General features: G+C 34.3%; 17 protein-coding genes. 6 read left to right on the top strand and 11 right to left on the bottom strand.

Features of this window, described 5'->3' with window-relative positions:
• Positions 1-227: 227 nt before the first annotated feature.
• From FNW38_RS08560 to FNW38_RS08550, 3 genes are all read right to left on the bottom strand, one after another.
• Complete coding sequence (locus FNW38_RS08560; protein ID WP_143389002.1) at positions 228-1,067, bottom strand: tyrosine-type recombinase/integrase; 840 nt, start codon at positions 1,065-1,067, stop codon at positions 228-230.
• Positions 1,064-1,912, bottom strand: a complete 849-nt coding sequence (locus FNW38_RS08555) for a tyrosine-type recombinase/integrase (protein ID WP_144064781.1) — start codon at positions 1,910-1,912, stop codon at positions 1,064-1,066. Before FNW38_RS08555 ends, FNW38_RS08560 begins: the two co-directional genes overlap by 4 nt.
• Positions 1,913-2,099: 187 nt before the next feature.
• Complete coding sequence (locus FNW38_RS08550) at positions 2,100-4,460, bottom strand: toprim domain-containing protein (RefSeq protein ID WP_143388990.1); 2,361 nt, start codon at positions 4,458-4,460, stop codon at positions 2,100-2,102.
• Positions 4,461-4,615: 155 nt separating this feature from the next.
• Here FNW38_RS08550 and FNW38_RS08545 point away from each other — a divergent pair, with 155 nt between their 5' ends.
• The 3 genes from FNW38_RS08545 to FNW38_RS08535 are packed head-to-tail and all read left to right on the top strand — an operon-like array spanning position 4,616 to position 5,453.
• On the top strand, positions 4,616-4,975 hold the full coding sequence (locus tag FNW38_RS08545) for a helix-turn-helix domain-containing protein (protein WP_143388989.1): 360 nt from the start codon (positions 4,616-4,618) through the stop codon (positions 4,973-4,975).
• A gap of 11 nt (positions 4,976-4,986) precedes the next feature.
• Positions 4,987-5,202: a DUF2683 family protein gene (locus tag FNW38_RS08540; protein WP_143388988.1), complete on the top strand. Its 216-nt coding sequence runs from the start codon at positions 4,987-4,989 to the stop codon at positions 5,200-5,202.
• The gene (locus FNW38_RS08535; RefSeq protein ID WP_143388987.1) at positions 5,193-5,453 is read left to right on the top strand and encodes a Txe/YoeB family addiction module toxin; all 261 of its coding nucleotides are present in this window, start codon (positions 5,193-5,195) and stop codon (positions 5,451-5,453) included. Before FNW38_RS08540 ends, FNW38_RS08535 begins: the two co-directional genes overlap by 10 nt.
• 141 nt (positions 5,454-5,594) lie before the next feature.
• On the opposite strand, the gene FNW38_RS08530 is transcribed toward FNW38_RS08535, so the two are convergent.
• From FNW38_RS08530 to FNW38_RS08510, 5 genes are all read right to left on the bottom strand, one after another.
• Positions 5,595-6,029 carry a hypothetical protein gene (locus tag FNW38_RS08530; protein WP_143388986.1) on the bottom strand — a complete coding sequence of 145 codons (435 nt, stop codon included), beginning with the start codon at positions 6,027-6,029 and terminating at the stop codon, positions 5,595-5,597.
• A 141-nt stretch (positions 6,030-6,170) separates the two neighbouring features.
• Complete coding sequence (locus tag FNW38_RS08525) at positions 6,171-6,935, bottom strand: hypothetical protein (protein ID WP_144064782.1); 765 nt, start codon at positions 6,933-6,935, stop codon at positions 6,171-6,173.
• A 1,001-nt stretch (positions 6,936-7,936) separates the two neighbouring features.
• Entirely contained in the window at positions 7,937-8,776 is an 840-nt protein-coding gene (locus tag FNW38_RS08520; protein ID WP_143389002.1) for a tyrosine-type recombinase/integrase, read from the bottom strand.
• The gene (locus tag FNW38_RS08515) at positions 8,773-9,621 is read right to left on the bottom strand and encodes a tyrosine-type recombinase/integrase (RefSeq protein ID WP_144064781.1); all 849 of its coding nucleotides are present in this window, start codon (positions 9,619-9,621) and stop codon (positions 8,773-8,775) included. Before FNW38_RS08515 ends, FNW38_RS08520 begins: the two co-directional genes overlap by 4 nt.
• 187 nt (positions 9,622-9,808) lie before the next feature.
• Positions 9,809-12,169, bottom strand: a complete 2,361-nt coding sequence (locus FNW38_RS08510; protein WP_143388990.1) for a toprim domain-containing protein — start codon at positions 12,167-12,169, stop codon at positions 9,809-9,811.
• 155 nt (positions 12,170-12,324) lie between these two features.
• Here FNW38_RS08510 and FNW38_RS08505 point away from each other — a divergent pair, with 155 nt between their 5' ends.
• Genes FNW38_RS08505 through FNW38_RS08495 form a run of 3 tightly spaced genes read left to right on the top strand, consistent with a single transcriptional unit; the run spans position 12,325 to position 13,162 of the window.
• Positions 12,325-12,684, top strand: coding sequence for a helix-turn-helix domain-containing protein (locus tag FNW38_RS08505; protein WP_143388989.1), 360 nt, complete (start codon positions 12,325-12,327; stop codon positions 12,682-12,684).
• Between the two features lie 11 nt (positions 12,685-12,695).
• A complete protein-coding gene (locus FNW38_RS08500; RefSeq protein WP_143388988.1) occupies positions 12,696-12,911 on the top strand; it encodes a DUF2683 family protein in 216 nt (71 codons plus the stop codon).
• Entirely contained in the window at positions 12,902-13,162 is a 261-nt protein-coding gene (locus FNW38_RS08495; RefSeq protein ID WP_143388987.1) for a Txe/YoeB family addiction module toxin, read from the top strand. Before FNW38_RS08500 ends, FNW38_RS08495 begins: the two co-directional genes overlap by 10 nt.
• A 141-nt stretch (positions 13,163-13,303) precedes the next feature.
• Here FNW38_RS08495 and FNW38_RS08490 read toward each other — a convergent pair whose 3' ends face one another.
• The 3 genes from FNW38_RS08490 to FNW38_RS08480 form a co-directional block, all read right to left on the bottom strand.
• Positions 13,304-13,738 (bottom strand): hypothetical protein, encoded by a 435-nt coding sequence (locus FNW38_RS08490; protein WP_143388986.1) that lies wholly within the window; start codon positions 13,736-13,738, stop codon positions 13,304-13,306.
• Positions 13,739-13,879: 141 nt separating this feature from the next.
• A complete protein-coding gene (locus tag FNW38_RS08485) occupies positions 13,880-14,758 on the bottom strand; it encodes an RHS repeat-associated core domain-containing protein (RefSeq protein ID WP_144064780.1) in 879 nt (292 codons plus the stop codon).
• A 91-nt stretch (positions 14,759-14,849) separates the two neighbouring features.
• Positions 14,850-15,287, bottom strand: coding sequence for a hypothetical protein (locus FNW38_RS08480; protein ID WP_144265600.1), 438 nt, complete (start codon positions 15,285-15,287; stop codon positions 14,850-14,852).
• Positions 15,288-15,332 lie beyond the last annotated feature (45 nt).

Here is a 15,332-nt window from a genome sequence, read left to right as displayed (position 1 = left end):
CGCAGGAAGCGACCGTGTGGAGACTGGGAACGCAGACAACAAAAAAAGAGCTGCCATTTTTCTTGGCTGCTCTTTTTTTTGGTGGCAAGTGGTCTGTGGAACGGAAGGAGGAACGACTGACTGGAACAGCCCAGCGGAACAAAGGAAGCGACCGAAGGGAGACCGCTTTATTGCCTGCTGTTTATTTGCAGATTGTTTCTTTTTAAACCTAAAATCTAATTCAAAAATCATTGTATTGGATGGTGTTTTTCAATGGCATTCTGCAACGCCTTTATTCCGGTTTGTTTGTATTTTTCCGTTGTGTCCAGATATTTGTGTCCGGCGAATTCCTGAACCATCCTCAAGTCGTTTCCTTTGGTTAAAAGATTGGTGATTACGCTTTGCCGTATCGTTATAGAAGTAAGCTTTTTGGCAAATTGATTTTGATACGTTGAGATTAAATAATTGATGTCTTCCCCAGTAATTGGACTGTTTAATTTATTCAATAAAAACACATTTGAAGTATGATTTCTATTCTCTAAATAGTTATAAAACAAAAGGATTTGTTCGGCTTTTAATGGTAAAATTCTGTTGTTGGTTTGTGTTGTTCCAGTGATGTTTATTTGGGCTTTCTCCAGGAAAATATCTGTTGTTTTGATTTGGATAATTTCGCCTATTTTTAAGGCTTGATTGACCAATAAACCCATTATGATTTGGTTTCTTTTTGCTAATAATTGATACCTTTCTTTTCTTGGTTCCAGTAGTTTTTGCAGTTCGTTATCGGTAAATAAATCCTGTAATTGGATTGGTTTTTTCTTGATGTCCCGTAGTTGTATGGCTCTGGCTGGGTTGTCTTTTCTGATTCCTGTATTTACTAAATAATCATAGTATTTTTTGAGTGCAGATAGTATTCTAATAATGGAAGCGGGTTCGTAGTTTTTTCGTATTATTTCCACATATTCCATTACGTTTTTATAGTTGTAATGTTCTGTATTTCTGTTTAATAAAGTAAATTTATTGATTTCATATAAGTAGTTTTTTGCTGTTGATTTTTGTAGATTCTGTTCTAAATATTCTTGTAAATTCATCGCATATTTAATTGATTTATCCGTGTATAAATTTGTGTTGTTGATAGTTGACTATGTCCTAAAAAGTCCCTGACCATTTCTACACTCATATCATTTTCAAGCAAATGCGTTGCAATAGAGTGGCGTAAACTGTGCAATGTAAAAGTTTCGGGTTTTAGGTTTTTGGTTCTTTTTAAAAGGGTTTTAAAGATGCTGTAAATCATATCTCCGCTCATTCGTTTTCCCGATTGATTGACTAAAAAAGGTTCACTTATTTTATTAAAGAAAGTATTGATTTCTATGTAATTGGAAAAGTCTTTTATAATGGTTTCAGTAAGTGGCATTACTCGTCTTTTTTTGTTTTTCCCTTTTCTAACGTAAAGTAGCTTTTTCTCTAAATCGATGTCTTTTGTATTCAAATTTATTACTTCTGATCTTCGTAATCCACAACCGTAACACAAGTGTAAAATGATGGTTTCTTCCGGTGTTTGAGCCGTTTTGTAGAGTGTTTTTATTTCCGATTGTGTGAGTACAATTCTTTGCTGATGCTTCGGACTTTTCAGTTTTAAAGTAAATGGATTTCGTTTGATTTGGTCTATTCTTTCCAAGTAATCAAAAAATCCTTTTATGGCCAGTTGCTGGCTGTGGATATAACTCTCGCTTAACTTTCCTTGTCGCCTTTGATTGGGTCTGTTTTGCAGATAATTCGAGTAGTTTTTTATGTGCTCTTCGTTGATGTTTTCCAGTAATTCTTGGGTAAATTCTAAAAAAGATTGCACATATTTTGGATAATTATTTACTATCGATTTGCTGTATCCCAGGTTTTCTAATTCTTTTCTATAATTGTAGATTTCATCTTCAAACATTTGCTTTCAATTATGACGTTTTTACTTGTATGATACCTTTTGCTTACTCCTTTTCTTGGGTTTAGGGTCGCTAGCTATATTTTTATCAAAAAAACTATATTTATCAAGGGGTAACGGCATTTTTTAGCGACCCAATAGCGACCCACAGCGACCCAAACCCTTGTCATAATCACTTTCTTGGTCATACTCAATTTTTCTTTTCGTTCTTTAATTGCTCGATTTGTTTAATCAAAAAGCCCTTAATTTCGGTTCTTAATTTTTGATGATTATCCCAATAATCAACAACATATTTTAGTCCTTTGTTGGAAAACCCTCCTTTATATTTAATGTATTCCAATTCCAATAAACTATTAATAAACCGCTGTAATTGGGTTTTACTGATATTCAATTCTTGGCGGATTTCCCTTTGAGTGAAAGGCGTATCGGTATTTTTTACATACTTCTTCAATCGCTCAAAGAACTGCCTTAAACTTCCATCCAGTTCATCCACTTTCAAAACAATGCTTTCAAAAAGTACTTCGGTGGCTTGTTCTATATCTTCGATTTGGGTTATTAATTGATTTTCTTTAGTGAGTTGTCTTTGGTGTTGATTCAAAAACGTAACTTGTTTTATTACTGCCTGATACATTTCGTTTAATCGTCTTACCTTGTGTACTTTTTCGGGTAATTCCAATCGTGTGGCATACGGATTTATCACTTCATAATACTTTAAACAGCGTACCATTTGTTGAATAAACTGTACCGCTTTTTGTTGTGCTTTCGGGTCGATTTCTCCTGCATTTCTGCGGTTTTGATGGCTGATTATTCTTTGGGTCTGTTCCTTGCTTTCATCCACTGCAATCAAAAAACTACGGCTCATATTATCCTCGTACGTTTCGCCTTTTGTGGTTGCGCTTAAACTGGAAAACTGTCCTTTCACTTCTTTCTTTGCTGATTTGTTATTGCCTTTTTTGTCTTTGATACTTACCGAACTGCTCAAAAATTGATTGGAAATTAACTCTCTCAAAGCATATAAAGCGTCTTCTTTCAGTCCGTCTAAATCTTCGATGATTATGATTTTTTGGAACAAATCGAACTCGCCCCAATTGTAAAGAGAACTTTCCGTAATTCTTGTAAATCGCAACACATCTTCACTAGGCATTAAATCGGCAATTCGGCTAATAATATGAGTTTTTCCGCTTCCTGAACTTCCTTGCACAATGCCGTGGATTGGGTGTTTGTTGAGATAACTGACAATAATTAAAAACAATAATAATCGTGAATTTTCTTCTCCGACGATGCCCGCTTTTCCGATTTCTATTCCCAATCTTTTTAGTAAATCTTTGGCTTTTAGAAAGTCAATGGCGGTTGACGGCTTTTGACTTTTGACCTGGAGTTCCCTTATATTTTCTCCCTCAATGGGGTTTATATTGTCCAAATCTTCTATTTCGGAAATCTTTCCTAAAAGAGTGTCATTTGAAAGAAAAACAAATTTCCTTTTCTCTAAAAGTTCCGTAAATATCTCGGGTTCGTGAAGTTGCAAGGTTTCGTTAATGTCTTTGCTTGGCAGTTCTACTGTGCTGATTCGTAATTTTCCATTCGTAATTCGTAATTGATTTGCATACTTTTTAACGGCTTCGTTTCCTGCTTCGTCATTATCAAAAGCAAAAATAATTTCTTCCAATTCTTTTAGATCTAAAATTGCGTTTTGTATTTCTTCATTCAGTCCGTTTGTTCCGTAACACGCTAATACTTCGACAAGCTCAGTATCCAGTGTTTTTTGGATTATTTCCGTAATCTGTAATAAACTCGCACAATCAATTATACTTTCCGTTAAAATCAACTTTCTGGTTTCTTTCTTGGGGTAATTTGGATAAAGTCCTGTTCTGTTTTTCAAGTAAAAATGTTTGCTCTCTTTCTCGTTCAGGATGCTTCTAAAATACAACGACACCACTTGTTCGTGGCGGTTTTTCAACGGAAAGACAATACTCCATTTCCCGAAAATATTATAGGCTTTTTCTCCAGTTCTTCCGACTATATTTTTATCTATCAACAAACCATATTCCACGCATTGATTGATTAAGCTTTCTTCTTTTCGTGTCCCGTGGTGGAACTGTCCCGCATTGTAACCCACTTCGATTTGCTTAAAATCCAAAGCCCTGCTTTGCAAATATTCCTGGGTTGGTTTACTGCTGTGCACCGCATTTTTAAAGTACTGGAACATATTCCCTAAAAATTGCTCACGGCTTTGGGTTAGCTTCATTGGCTGTGTTTTTATTCCCCCTTTGGGGGTTAGGGGGCGTAGCATTTCTACGCATTTGTTTATGGCTTCGTGTTTGGTAACATTTTCTTTATGCATCACAATATCAATTACATCTAAACTTTTGCCGTGGGTTTTACAATTGCTGGAAAAGCAATAAGCCGTATGCGTTTTGTAATACACCTGCATACTTGGAGTTTTGTCTTCGTGGAACGGACATTGCAAACGGTTATTTTTATCGGGTTTCAAGCCGTAGTGGTGTAGGATTGTGGCGAGGGTTAGGTTTTGTTTGATTTCCTGTATTTCCATTTAAAAAACGTTTTAAAAAAATATTGTACTTATAAGTCTATTTTGCAAATATATAAAAATGTATTTATTAATACATTTTGTTTTTTAATAAAATTCAAACAAGTATCATTTAATACATTTTAATTACCTTTGTGTTATTGTAAATACTTTACGAAATGAACATAGGAGAAAAAATAAGACAGATAAGGGAAGCGAAAGGACTATCTCAAAAAGAAGTCGCTTTGACATTAGTTATGAACCCAAGTCAATATTCTAAAATTGAGAATGGAAAAGTTGACCCTCAATTTTCCTCTATTGAAAGGATAGCCAATGCTTTAGGAGTAGATATTGTAGATATTTTTAACTCAGACAAAATCATTACAGATATAGATTCTTTTGACAAAACTTTAGTAGAGAAAATACAATTAATGGAACAATTAGAGGAAAATCAAAGAAAATCTATTTTTTCAATTATTGATATGGCTATTTATAACATCAAATTAAAACAGACTCTTTCCAGTGCCTTGGCACTTTAAATAACGAAACTATGCAAGCAATTAACTTCACAGCATACACCGAAGACGCTTCCCAAATAGAAGCCGTAAAAGCTTTTATGAAAGCCCTTAAAATTAAGTTTGAAATGTCTAAAGACAAACCCTATAATCCTGAATTTGTCGAAAAAATTCTGCAAGGAGACAAAGATTATGAGGCTGGAAAAGGCAAAAAGGTAACAATGGAAGAATTGAATAGTCTATGGAAATAGTCCACCTACCGAAAGCCCAAGAAGATTTGGCTTTTTGGATTAAAACGGGTAACAAGCAAAATCTAAAAAAAATTGCCAAACTTACAGAAGCCATCATAGAAAACCCTGAAAAAGGAATCGGAAAACCCGAAGCTTTGAAATTTCATCTTTCCGGTAAATGGTCTCGTAGAATTACCGAAGAACACCGTTACGTTTATCAAATTGAAAACAATATCCTGAAAGTTTATTCCTTAAAAGATCATTATTACTAAAAACAAAAGCAACTCATTTACGAGTTGCTTTTTTGTTTTTATTATTGTTGCAAATGCCCAGCTTGTGTGCACGAGCGGGACGCATCGCGCTAGCTCCTGTATTACACTTAATGCTCAAGCCAGCTGGGTCACTCTACTACATTACTCTCTTAACCTATTTATGAACTGCTCTTCAACTATTTTAAGTTTTTCTTCATTCGATAACTTCCTTTTCTTAAAAGAATTTATCGAGGTTAAAAATATTTTGATACTATCCTTGGAGTTTACCCAGTCTAACGAATCTCCCTTATACCTAAAAATAAAGTCTACACTATCAATATTTATAGTAAAATATCTTCCTGTATTATAAAATTTAGCGGTTGGATTATCATCTAATTGATTTCTAAATATTTTTTTATCAAATTGAACTAACGAATCTATCTTATTTTCTAAATAATATTTAGAATTTGGGAAAGAGTACGTTGAATAAGCCTTAGCTCCATTAGGAGCAAGACGATACAAACGGTACAAATTGTAGGCAAAATAAATTAACACAACGAGGATAACTAAAGTAATCATTTTAAGTAATTTTTTCATTTTTCAACTTATTGCTTCTTTATTTCCGGTAAAATAGTTTTGTTAAATTTTATTCCTTTAATTGGCTTTTGGCTCTTCTGTTTTTTCTCTACGCTCCTCTGATTTACAATCCATTATACACAGTACCTAGGTTTTCATAAACTATTTTTTTATAACTCTTGTATTATCCACTTTTACCTTACTTTCAGTTCTTTCATCTGGTAGTACAAATTTTGAAGTATCTATATCTGTGGCAGGCTGATCTTTAAAATATTCAGCAAAACTAAATCCATTTTTTCCAAATGCTGCTGCATCCCTCGTTTCTTTTGTAACTTTTTTCCCTGTTACATTATCTACCCCACCTTTTTCATATTTTGCAATCGTCTTTTTAGCTCTTTCGATATAGTCATTATTTGCTTTAGTCGATTTCTTATCAAGAATACCTGAAACGCCTACAATTTCATCATCGTCATAATCCAAATCGTGTTGTAAACCATTAGCATCAGTTTCATCAATCGGCGCGAATTGATAATCATCTGGGTAATCTCCTGTTTTTGGATTTATATCTTCCCAAAACTTTTTAGGATTGTCTCCTCCTTGATATATTCCATGAAGGTTTTCTCTTATAATTGTATAGCCACTTTCTAAGCCTTTATTACGCCCTGAACGTATAACTGTGTGAAACTGATAAGCTATTCCTTTTCCTAATTCGCCGTACCCGTTTTTAGTATCTCTGTGTGAAACAACTTTCATCAAAGACCTATTCCCATTTATATCTTGCTTAATATGAACAGTGTAGTATTCTAACCCTTCTAATTCTACACCATCAATAACCCTATTTTCACTAAAAGCATAAGGACTATTATGAGGATATTCTCTGAAAAGTGGGTCAGTTGCAAAAAACCTACCAACTCTAGGGTCGTGCATCCTAAAGGTATAGTTAATCGAATTTCCTTCGCCTTTCAATTCATTATCCATTTCCTGTCCTTGGAATCCGTACCAATAGATTCCTGCTCAATATTTGCCTCGCGCGAGCGCTTAGTTTTGCTCAAAATCCCTACTCAATCTATCAAAAGAACGTACATTTTCATTTCAAAAATAGTCTTTTTCAGTTGAAAAAAAAAGCTCGATTGGATTTGCAGATTTTTATTTTTCATCTGAAAAAAAATAAGATTTCAATTCCATCAAAATAAGTTTCCAAAAAAGCCCGGGCATTCCGATTTTGCCTAAACTTCCCTGATTGTCTTTAATTGTGCGCTCGATTTTTTTGGAAGAATGCCAAAACGTAAAGTCTCTTTTTGCACTAAATTCCCCTGGCATTCTTCCAAAAAAATGAGCATAGCCTTTTGGCGATTATACGGCTTTACAATAACACCCCGAAGCACCGCAGAAAAAAATGGAGTTTTTACGGAATTTTTTTTCGAGGAGCGCCACGCGGTGTTGCGGCATCGAACAGACACCCTAGACCGAGAACGGAACGTAGCTTTTGCGAAGTGGAGAGAAGGACTAGGAGCGTGAAACGGCGGGGAAAAAATATAAATCAGCGTTAGCGTTCCTTATTCAAATGCAAAGTGATAACGGAGCAAACCCCGATGGCTGGGCGAAAGAGCAACCGCTGAAAAAACAAGGGGCGACAGACGCAAACACGGTCCCGCCTTTTTTCGGGCGGGATGGTGTTGCGGATGTAGTAGCCCCGACGAACGCAGGAAGCGACCGTGTGGAGACTGGGAACGCAGACAACAAAAAAAGAGCTGCCATTTTTCTTGGCTGCTCTTTTTTTTGGTGGCAAGTGGTCTGTGGAACGGAAGGAGGAACGACTGACTGGAACAGCCCAGCGGAACAAAGGAAGCGACCGAAGGGAGACCGCTTTATTGCCTGCTGTTTATTTGCAGATTGTTTCTTTTTAAACCTAAAATCTAATTCAAAAATCATTGTATTGGATGGTGTTTTTCAATGGCATTCTGCAACGCCTTTATTCCGGTTTGTTTGTATTTTTCCGTTGTGTCCAGATATTTGTGTCCGGCGAATTCCTGAACCATCCTCAAGTCGTTTCCTTTGGTTAAAAGATTGGTGATTACGCTTTGCCGTATCGTTATAGAAGTAAGCTTTTTGGCAAATTGATTTTGATACGTTGAGATTAAATAATTGATGTCTTCCCCAGTAATTGGACTGTTTAATTTATTCAATAAAAACACATTTGAAGTATGATTTCTATTCTCTAAATAGTTATAAAACAAAAGGATTTGTTCGGCTTTTAATGGTAAAATTCTGTTGTTGGTTTGTGTTGTTCCAGTGATGTTTATTTGGGCTTTCTCCAGGAAAATATCTGTTGTTTTGATTTGGATAATTTCGCCTATTTTTAAGGCTTGATTGACCAATAAACCCATTATGATTTGGTTTCTTTTTGCTAATAATTGATACCTTTCTTTTCTTGGTTCCAGTAGTTTTTGCAGTTCGTTATCGGTAAATAAATCCTGTAATTGGATTGGTTTTTTCTTGATGTCCCGTAGTTGTATGGCTCTGGCTGGGTTGTCTTTTCTGATTCCTGTATTTACTAAATAATCATAGTATTTTTTGAGTGCAGATAGTATTCTAATAATGGAAGCGGGTTCGTAGTTTTTTCGTATTATTTCCACATATTCCATTACGTTTTTATAGTTGTAATGTTCTGTATTTCTGTTTAATAAAGTAAATTTATTGATTTCATATAAGTAGTTTTTTGCTGTTGATTTTTGTAGATTCTGTTCTAAATATTCTTGTAAATTCATCGCATATTTAATTGATTTATCCGTGTATAAATTTGTGTTGTTGATAGTTGACTATGTCCTAAAAAGTCCCTGACCATTTCTACACTCATATCATTTTCAAGCAAATGCGTTGCAATAGAGTGGCGTAAACTGTGCAATGTAAAAGTTTCGGGTTTTAGGTTTTTGGTTCTTTTTAAAAGGGTTTTAAAGATGCTGTAAATCATATCTCCGCTCATTCGTTTTCCCGATTGATTGACTAAAAAAGGTTCACTTATTTTATTAAAGAAAGTATTGATTTCTATGTAATTGGAAAAGTCTTTTATAATGGTTTCAGTAAGTGGCATTACTCGTCTTTTTTTGTTTTTCCCTTTTCTAACGTAAAGTAGCTTTTTCTCTAAATCGATGTCTTTTGTATTCAAATTTATTACTTCTGATCTTCGTAATCCACAACCGTAACACAAGTGTAAAATGATGGTTTCTTCCGGTGTTTGAGCCGTTTTGTAGAGTGTTTTTATTTCCGATTGTGTGAGTACAATTCTTTGCTGATGCTTCGGACTTTTCAGTTTTAAAGTAAATGGATTTCGTTTGATTTGGTCTATTCTTTCCAAGTAATCAAAAAATCCTTTTATGGCCAGTTGCTGGCTGTGGATATAACTCTCGCTTAACTTTCCTTGTCGCCTTTGATTGGGTCTGTTTTGCAGATAATTCGAGTAGTTTTTTATGTGCTCTTCGTTGATGTTTTCCAGTAATTCTTGGGTAAATTCTAAAAAAGATTGCACATATTTTGGATAATTATTTACTATCGATTTGCTGTATCCCAGGTTTTCTAATTCTTTTCTATAATTGTAGATTTCATCTTCAAACATTTGCTTTCAATTATGACGTTTTTACTTGTATGATACCTTTTGCTTACTCCTTTTCTTGGGTTTAGGGTCGCTAGCTATATTTTTATCAAAAAAACTATATTTATCAAGGGGTAACGGCATTTTTTAGCGACCCAATAGCGACCCACAGCGACCCAAACCCTTGTCATAATCACTTTCTTGGTCATACTCAATTTTTCTTTTCGTTCTTTAATTGCTCGATTTGTTTAATCAAAAAGCCCTTAATTTCGGTTCTTAATTTTTGATGATTATCCCAATAATCAACAACATATTTTAGTCCTTTGTTGGAAAACCCTCCTTTATATTTAATGTATTCCAATTCCAATAAACTATTAATAAACCGCTGTAATTGGGTTTTACTGATATTCAATTCTTGGCGGATTTCCCTTTGAGTGAAAGGCGTATCGGTATTTTTTACATACTTCTTCAATCGCTCAAAGAACTGCCTTAAACTTCCATCCAGTTCATCCACTTTCAAAACAATGCTTTCAAAAAGTACTTCGGTGGCTTGTTCTATATCTTCGATTTGGGTTATTAATTGATTTTCTTTAGTGAGTTGTCTTTGGTGTTGATTCAAAAACGTAACTTGTTTTATTACTGCCTGATACATTTCGTTTAATCGTCTTACCTTGTGTACTTTTTCGGGTAATTCCAATCGTGTGGCATACGGATTTATCACTTCATAATACTTTAAACAGCGTACCATTTGTTGAATAAACTGTACCGCTTTTTGTTGTGCTTTCGGGTCGATTTCTCCTGCATTTCTGCGGTTTTGATGGCTGATTATTCTTTGGGTCTGTTCCTTGCTTTCATCCACTGCAATCAAAAAACTACGGCTCATATTATCCTCGTACGTTTCGCCTTTTGTGGTTGCGCTTAAACTGGAAAACTGTCCTTTCACTTCTTTCTTTGCTGATTTGTTATTGCCTTTTTTGTCTTTGATACTTACCGAACTGCTCAAAAATTGATTGGAAATTAACTCTCTCAAAGCATATAAAGCGTCTTCTTTCAGTCCGTCTAAATCTTCGATGATTATGATTTTTTGGAACAAATCGAACTCGCCCCAATTGTAAAGAGAACTTTCCGTAATTCTTGTAAATCGCAACACATCTTCACTAGGCATTAAATCGGCAATTCGGCTAATAATATGAGTTTTTCCGCTTCCTGAACTTCCTTGCACAATGCCGTGGATTGGGTGTTTGTTGAGATAACTGACAATAATTAAAAACAATAATAATCGTGAATTTTCTTCTCCGACGATGCCCGCTTTTCCGATTTCTATTCCCAATCTTTTTAGTAAATCTTTGGCTTTTAGAAAGTCAATGGCGGTTGACGGCTTTTGACTTTTGACCTGGAGTTCCCTTATATTTTCTCCCTCAATGGGGTTTATATTGTCCAAATCTTCTATTTCGGAAATCTTTCCTAAAAGAGTGTCATTTGAAAGAAAAACAAATTTCCTTTTCTCTAAAAGTTCCGTAAATATCTCGGGTTCGTGAAGTTGCAAGGTTTCGTTAATGTCTTTGCTTGGCAGTTCTACTGTGCTGATTCGTAATTTTCCATTCGTAATTCGTAATTGATTTGCATACTTTTTAACGGCTTCGTTTCCTGCTTCGTCATTATCAAAAGCAAAAATAATTTCTTCCAATTCTTTTAGATCTAAAATTGCGTTTTGTATTTCTTCATTCAGTCCGTTTGTTCCGTAACACGCTAATACTTCGACAAGCTCAGTATCCAGTGTTTTTTGGATTATTTCCGTAATCTGTAATAAACTCGCACAATCAATTATACTTTCCGTTAAAATCAACTTTCTGGTTTCTTTCTTGGGGTAATTTGGATAAAGTCCTGTTCTGTTTTTCAAGTAAAAATGTTTGCTCTCTTTCTCGTTCAGGATGCTTCTAAAATACAACGACACCACTTGTTCGTGGCGGTTTTTCAACGGAAAGACAATACTCCATTTCCCGAAAATATTATAGGCTTTTTCTCCAGTTCTTCCGACTATATTTTTATCTATCAACAAACCATATTCCACGCATTGATTGATTAAGCTTTCTTCTTTTCGTGTCCCGTGGTGGAACTGTCCCGCATTGTAACCCACTTCGATTTGCTTAAAATCCAAAGCCCTGCTTTGCAAATATTCCTGGGTTGGTTTACTGCTGTGCACCGCATTTTTAAAGTACTGGAACATATTCCCTAAAAATTGCTCACGGCTTTGGGTTAGCTTCATTGGCTGTGTTTTTATTCCCCCTTTGGGGGTTAGGGGGCGTAGCATTTCTACGCATTTGTTTATGGCTTCGTGTTTGGTAACATTTTCTTTATGCATCACAATATCAATTACATCTAAACTTTTGCCGTGGGTTTTACAATTGCTGGAAAAGCAATAAGCCGTATGCGTTTTGTAATACACCTGCATACTTGGAGTTTTGTCTTCGTGGAACGGACATTGCAAACGGTTATTTTTATCGGGTTTCAAGCCGTAGTGGTGTAGGATTGTGGCGAGGGTTAGGTTTTGTTTGATTTCCTGTATTTCCATTTAAAAAACGTTTTAAAAAAATATTGTACTTATAAGTCTATTTTGCAAATATATAAAAATGTATTTATTAATACATTTTGTTTTTTAATAAAATTCAAACAAGTATCATTTAATACATTTTAATTACCTTTGTGTTATTGTAAATACTTTACGAAATGAACATAGGAGAAAAAATAAGACAGATAAGGGAAGCGAAAGGACTATCTCAAAAAGAAGTCGCTTTGACATTAGTTATGAACCCAAGTCAATATTCTAAAATTGAGAATGGAAAAGTTGACCCTCAATTTTCCTCTATTGAAAGGATAGCCAATGCTTTAGGAGTAGATATTGTAGATATTTTTAACTCAGACAAAATCATTACAGATATAGATTCTTTTGACAAAACTTTAGTAGAGAAAATACAATTAATGGAACAATTAGAGGAAAATCAAAGAAAATCTATTTTTTCAATTATTGATATGGCTATTTATAACATCAAATTAAAACAGACTCTTTCCAGTGCCTTGGCACTTTAAATAACGAAACTATGCAAGCAATTAACTTCACAGCATACACCGAAGACGCTTCCCAAATAGAAGCCGTAAAAGCTTTTATGAAAGCCCTTAAAATTAAGTTTGAAATGTCTAAAGACAAACCCTATAATCCTGAATTTGTCGAAAAAATTCTGCAAGGAGACAAAGATTATGAGGCTGGAAAAGGCAAAAAGGTAACAATGGAAGAATTGAATAGTCTATGGAAATAGTCCACCTACCGAAAGCCCAAGAAGATTTGGCTTTTTGGATTAAAACGGGTAACAAGCAAAATCTAAAAAAAATTGCCAAACTTACAGAAGCCATCATAGAAAACCCTGAAAAAGGAATCGGAAAACCCGAAGCTTTGAAATTTCATCTTTCCGGTAAATGGTCTCGTAGAATTACCGAAGAACACCGTTACGTTTATCAAATTGAAAACAATATCCTGAAAGTTTATTCCTTAAAAGATCATTATTACTAAAAACAAAAGCAACTCATTTACGAGTTGCTTTTTTGTTTTTATTATTGTTGCAAATGCCCAGCTTGTGTGCACGAGCGGGACGCATCGCGCTAGCTCCTGTATTACACTTAATGCTCAAGCCAGCTGGGTCACTCTACTACATTACTCTCTTAACCTATTTATGAACTGCTCTTCAACTATTTTAAGTTTTTCTTCATTCGATAACTTCCTTTTCTTAAAAGAATTTATCGAGGTTAAAAATATTTTGATACTATCCTTGGAGTTTACCCAGTCTAACGAATCTCCCTTATACCTAAAAATAAAGTCTACACTATCAATATTTATAGTAAAATATCTTCCTGTATTATAAAATTTAGCGGTTGGATTATCATCTAATTGATTTCTAAATATTTTTTTATCAAATTGAACTAACGAATCTATCTTATTTTCTAAATAATATTTAGAATTTGGGAAAGAGTACGTTGAATAAGCCTTAGCTCCATTAGGAGCAAGACGATACAAACGGTACAAATTGTAGGCAAAATAAATTAACACAACGAGGATAACTAAAGTAATCATTTTAAGTAATTTTTTCATTTTTCAACTTATTGCTTCTTTATTTCCGGTAAAATAGTTTTGTTAAATTTTATTCCTTTAATTGGCTTTTGGCTCTTCTGTTTTTTCTCTACGCTCCTCTGATTTACAATCCATTATACACAGTACCTAGGTTTTCATAAACTATTTTTTTATAACTCTTGTATTATCCACTTTTACCTTACTTTCAGTTCTTTCATCTGGTAGTACAAATTTTGAAGTATCTATATCTGTGGCAGGCTGATCTTTAAAATATTCAGCAAAACTAAATCCATTTTTTCCAAATGCTGCTGCATCCCTCGTTTCTTTTGTAACTTTTTTCCCTGTTACATTATCTACCCCACCTTTTTCATATTTTGCAATCGTCTTTTTAGCTCTTTCGATATAGTCATTATTTGCTTTAGTCGATTTCTTATCAAGAATACCTGAAACGCCTACAATTTCATCATCGTCATAATCCAAATCGTGTTGTAAACCATTAGCATCAGTTTCATCAATCGGCGCGAATTGATAATCATCTGGGTAATCTCCTGTTTTTGGATTTATATCTTCCCAAAACTTTTTAGGATTGTCTCCTCCTTGATATATTCCATGAAGGTTTTCTCTTATAATTGTATAGCCACTTTCTAAGCCTTTATTACGCCCTGAACGTATAACTGTGTGAAACTGATAAGCTATTCCTTTTCCTAATTCGCCGTACCCGTTTTTAGTATCTCTGTGTGAAACAACTTTCATCAAAGACCTATTCCCATTTATATCTTGCTTAATATGAACAGTGTAGTATTCTAACCCTTCTAATTCTACACCATCAATAACCCTATTTTCACTAAAAGCATAAGGACTATTATGAGGATATTCTCTGAAAAGTGGGTCAGTTGCAAAAAACCTACCAACTCTAGGGTCGTGCATCCTAAAGGTATAGTTAATCGAATTTCCTTCGCCTTTGATTTCATTATCCATTTCCTGCCCCTGGAAGCCGTATCGATAAGCTCCTGAGTTCCCATGTCTATTAGGAATTAGCATTCCAAAAGAAGCCAGTTTTTCTATGTAAGAACGTGTGTAAATGTAATAAAAACCACTCCTTTTATAGAGTGGTTCTTGTTTACGTAATTATTTATTTTTTCAAATCCTTTGATATAAATTTTATTGGTTTCCAAGTATCACCATTTTGGGTGATAAAATATTCAAGTCTGAACTTTCTAAAGGCTAATTCTTTAAATTTAGAATTCTCACAACTATCAACTTTTACAATTAACAATGAATCTCTACTTACTTCTTTTTGATTCATTGGAAAATTTTTAAAAAGACAAAAACCACTTACAGAAAAAGAATATTTTTTATCTTCATTCTTTTCCAAACTTGCTACAACAATTCCATTTCCATTACTGGATTCATAATTATAACCTATACTATGCTCGCAGTCCGTCTTATTCATTAAGGTTTGTATAGATTCTTTAGAAACACCATTATGGTAATCTAATAACACTAATGAATCTATTACCCCTTTTTCATTCTTAAAAATTAAATCGCCTTTAAGTTTGGTTGTATCCATTACACTTAATGATATAGGTTCAACATTACAATCTCTTTTTCTTTT

This window comes from Flavobacterium gawalongense, assembly GCF_007097265.1.
Lineage (GTDB): Bacteria > Bacteroidota > Bacteroidia > Flavobacteriales > Flavobacteriaceae > Flavobacterium > Flavobacterium gawalongense.
This window is presented reverse-complemented; position numbering and strand designations above follow the sequence as displayed.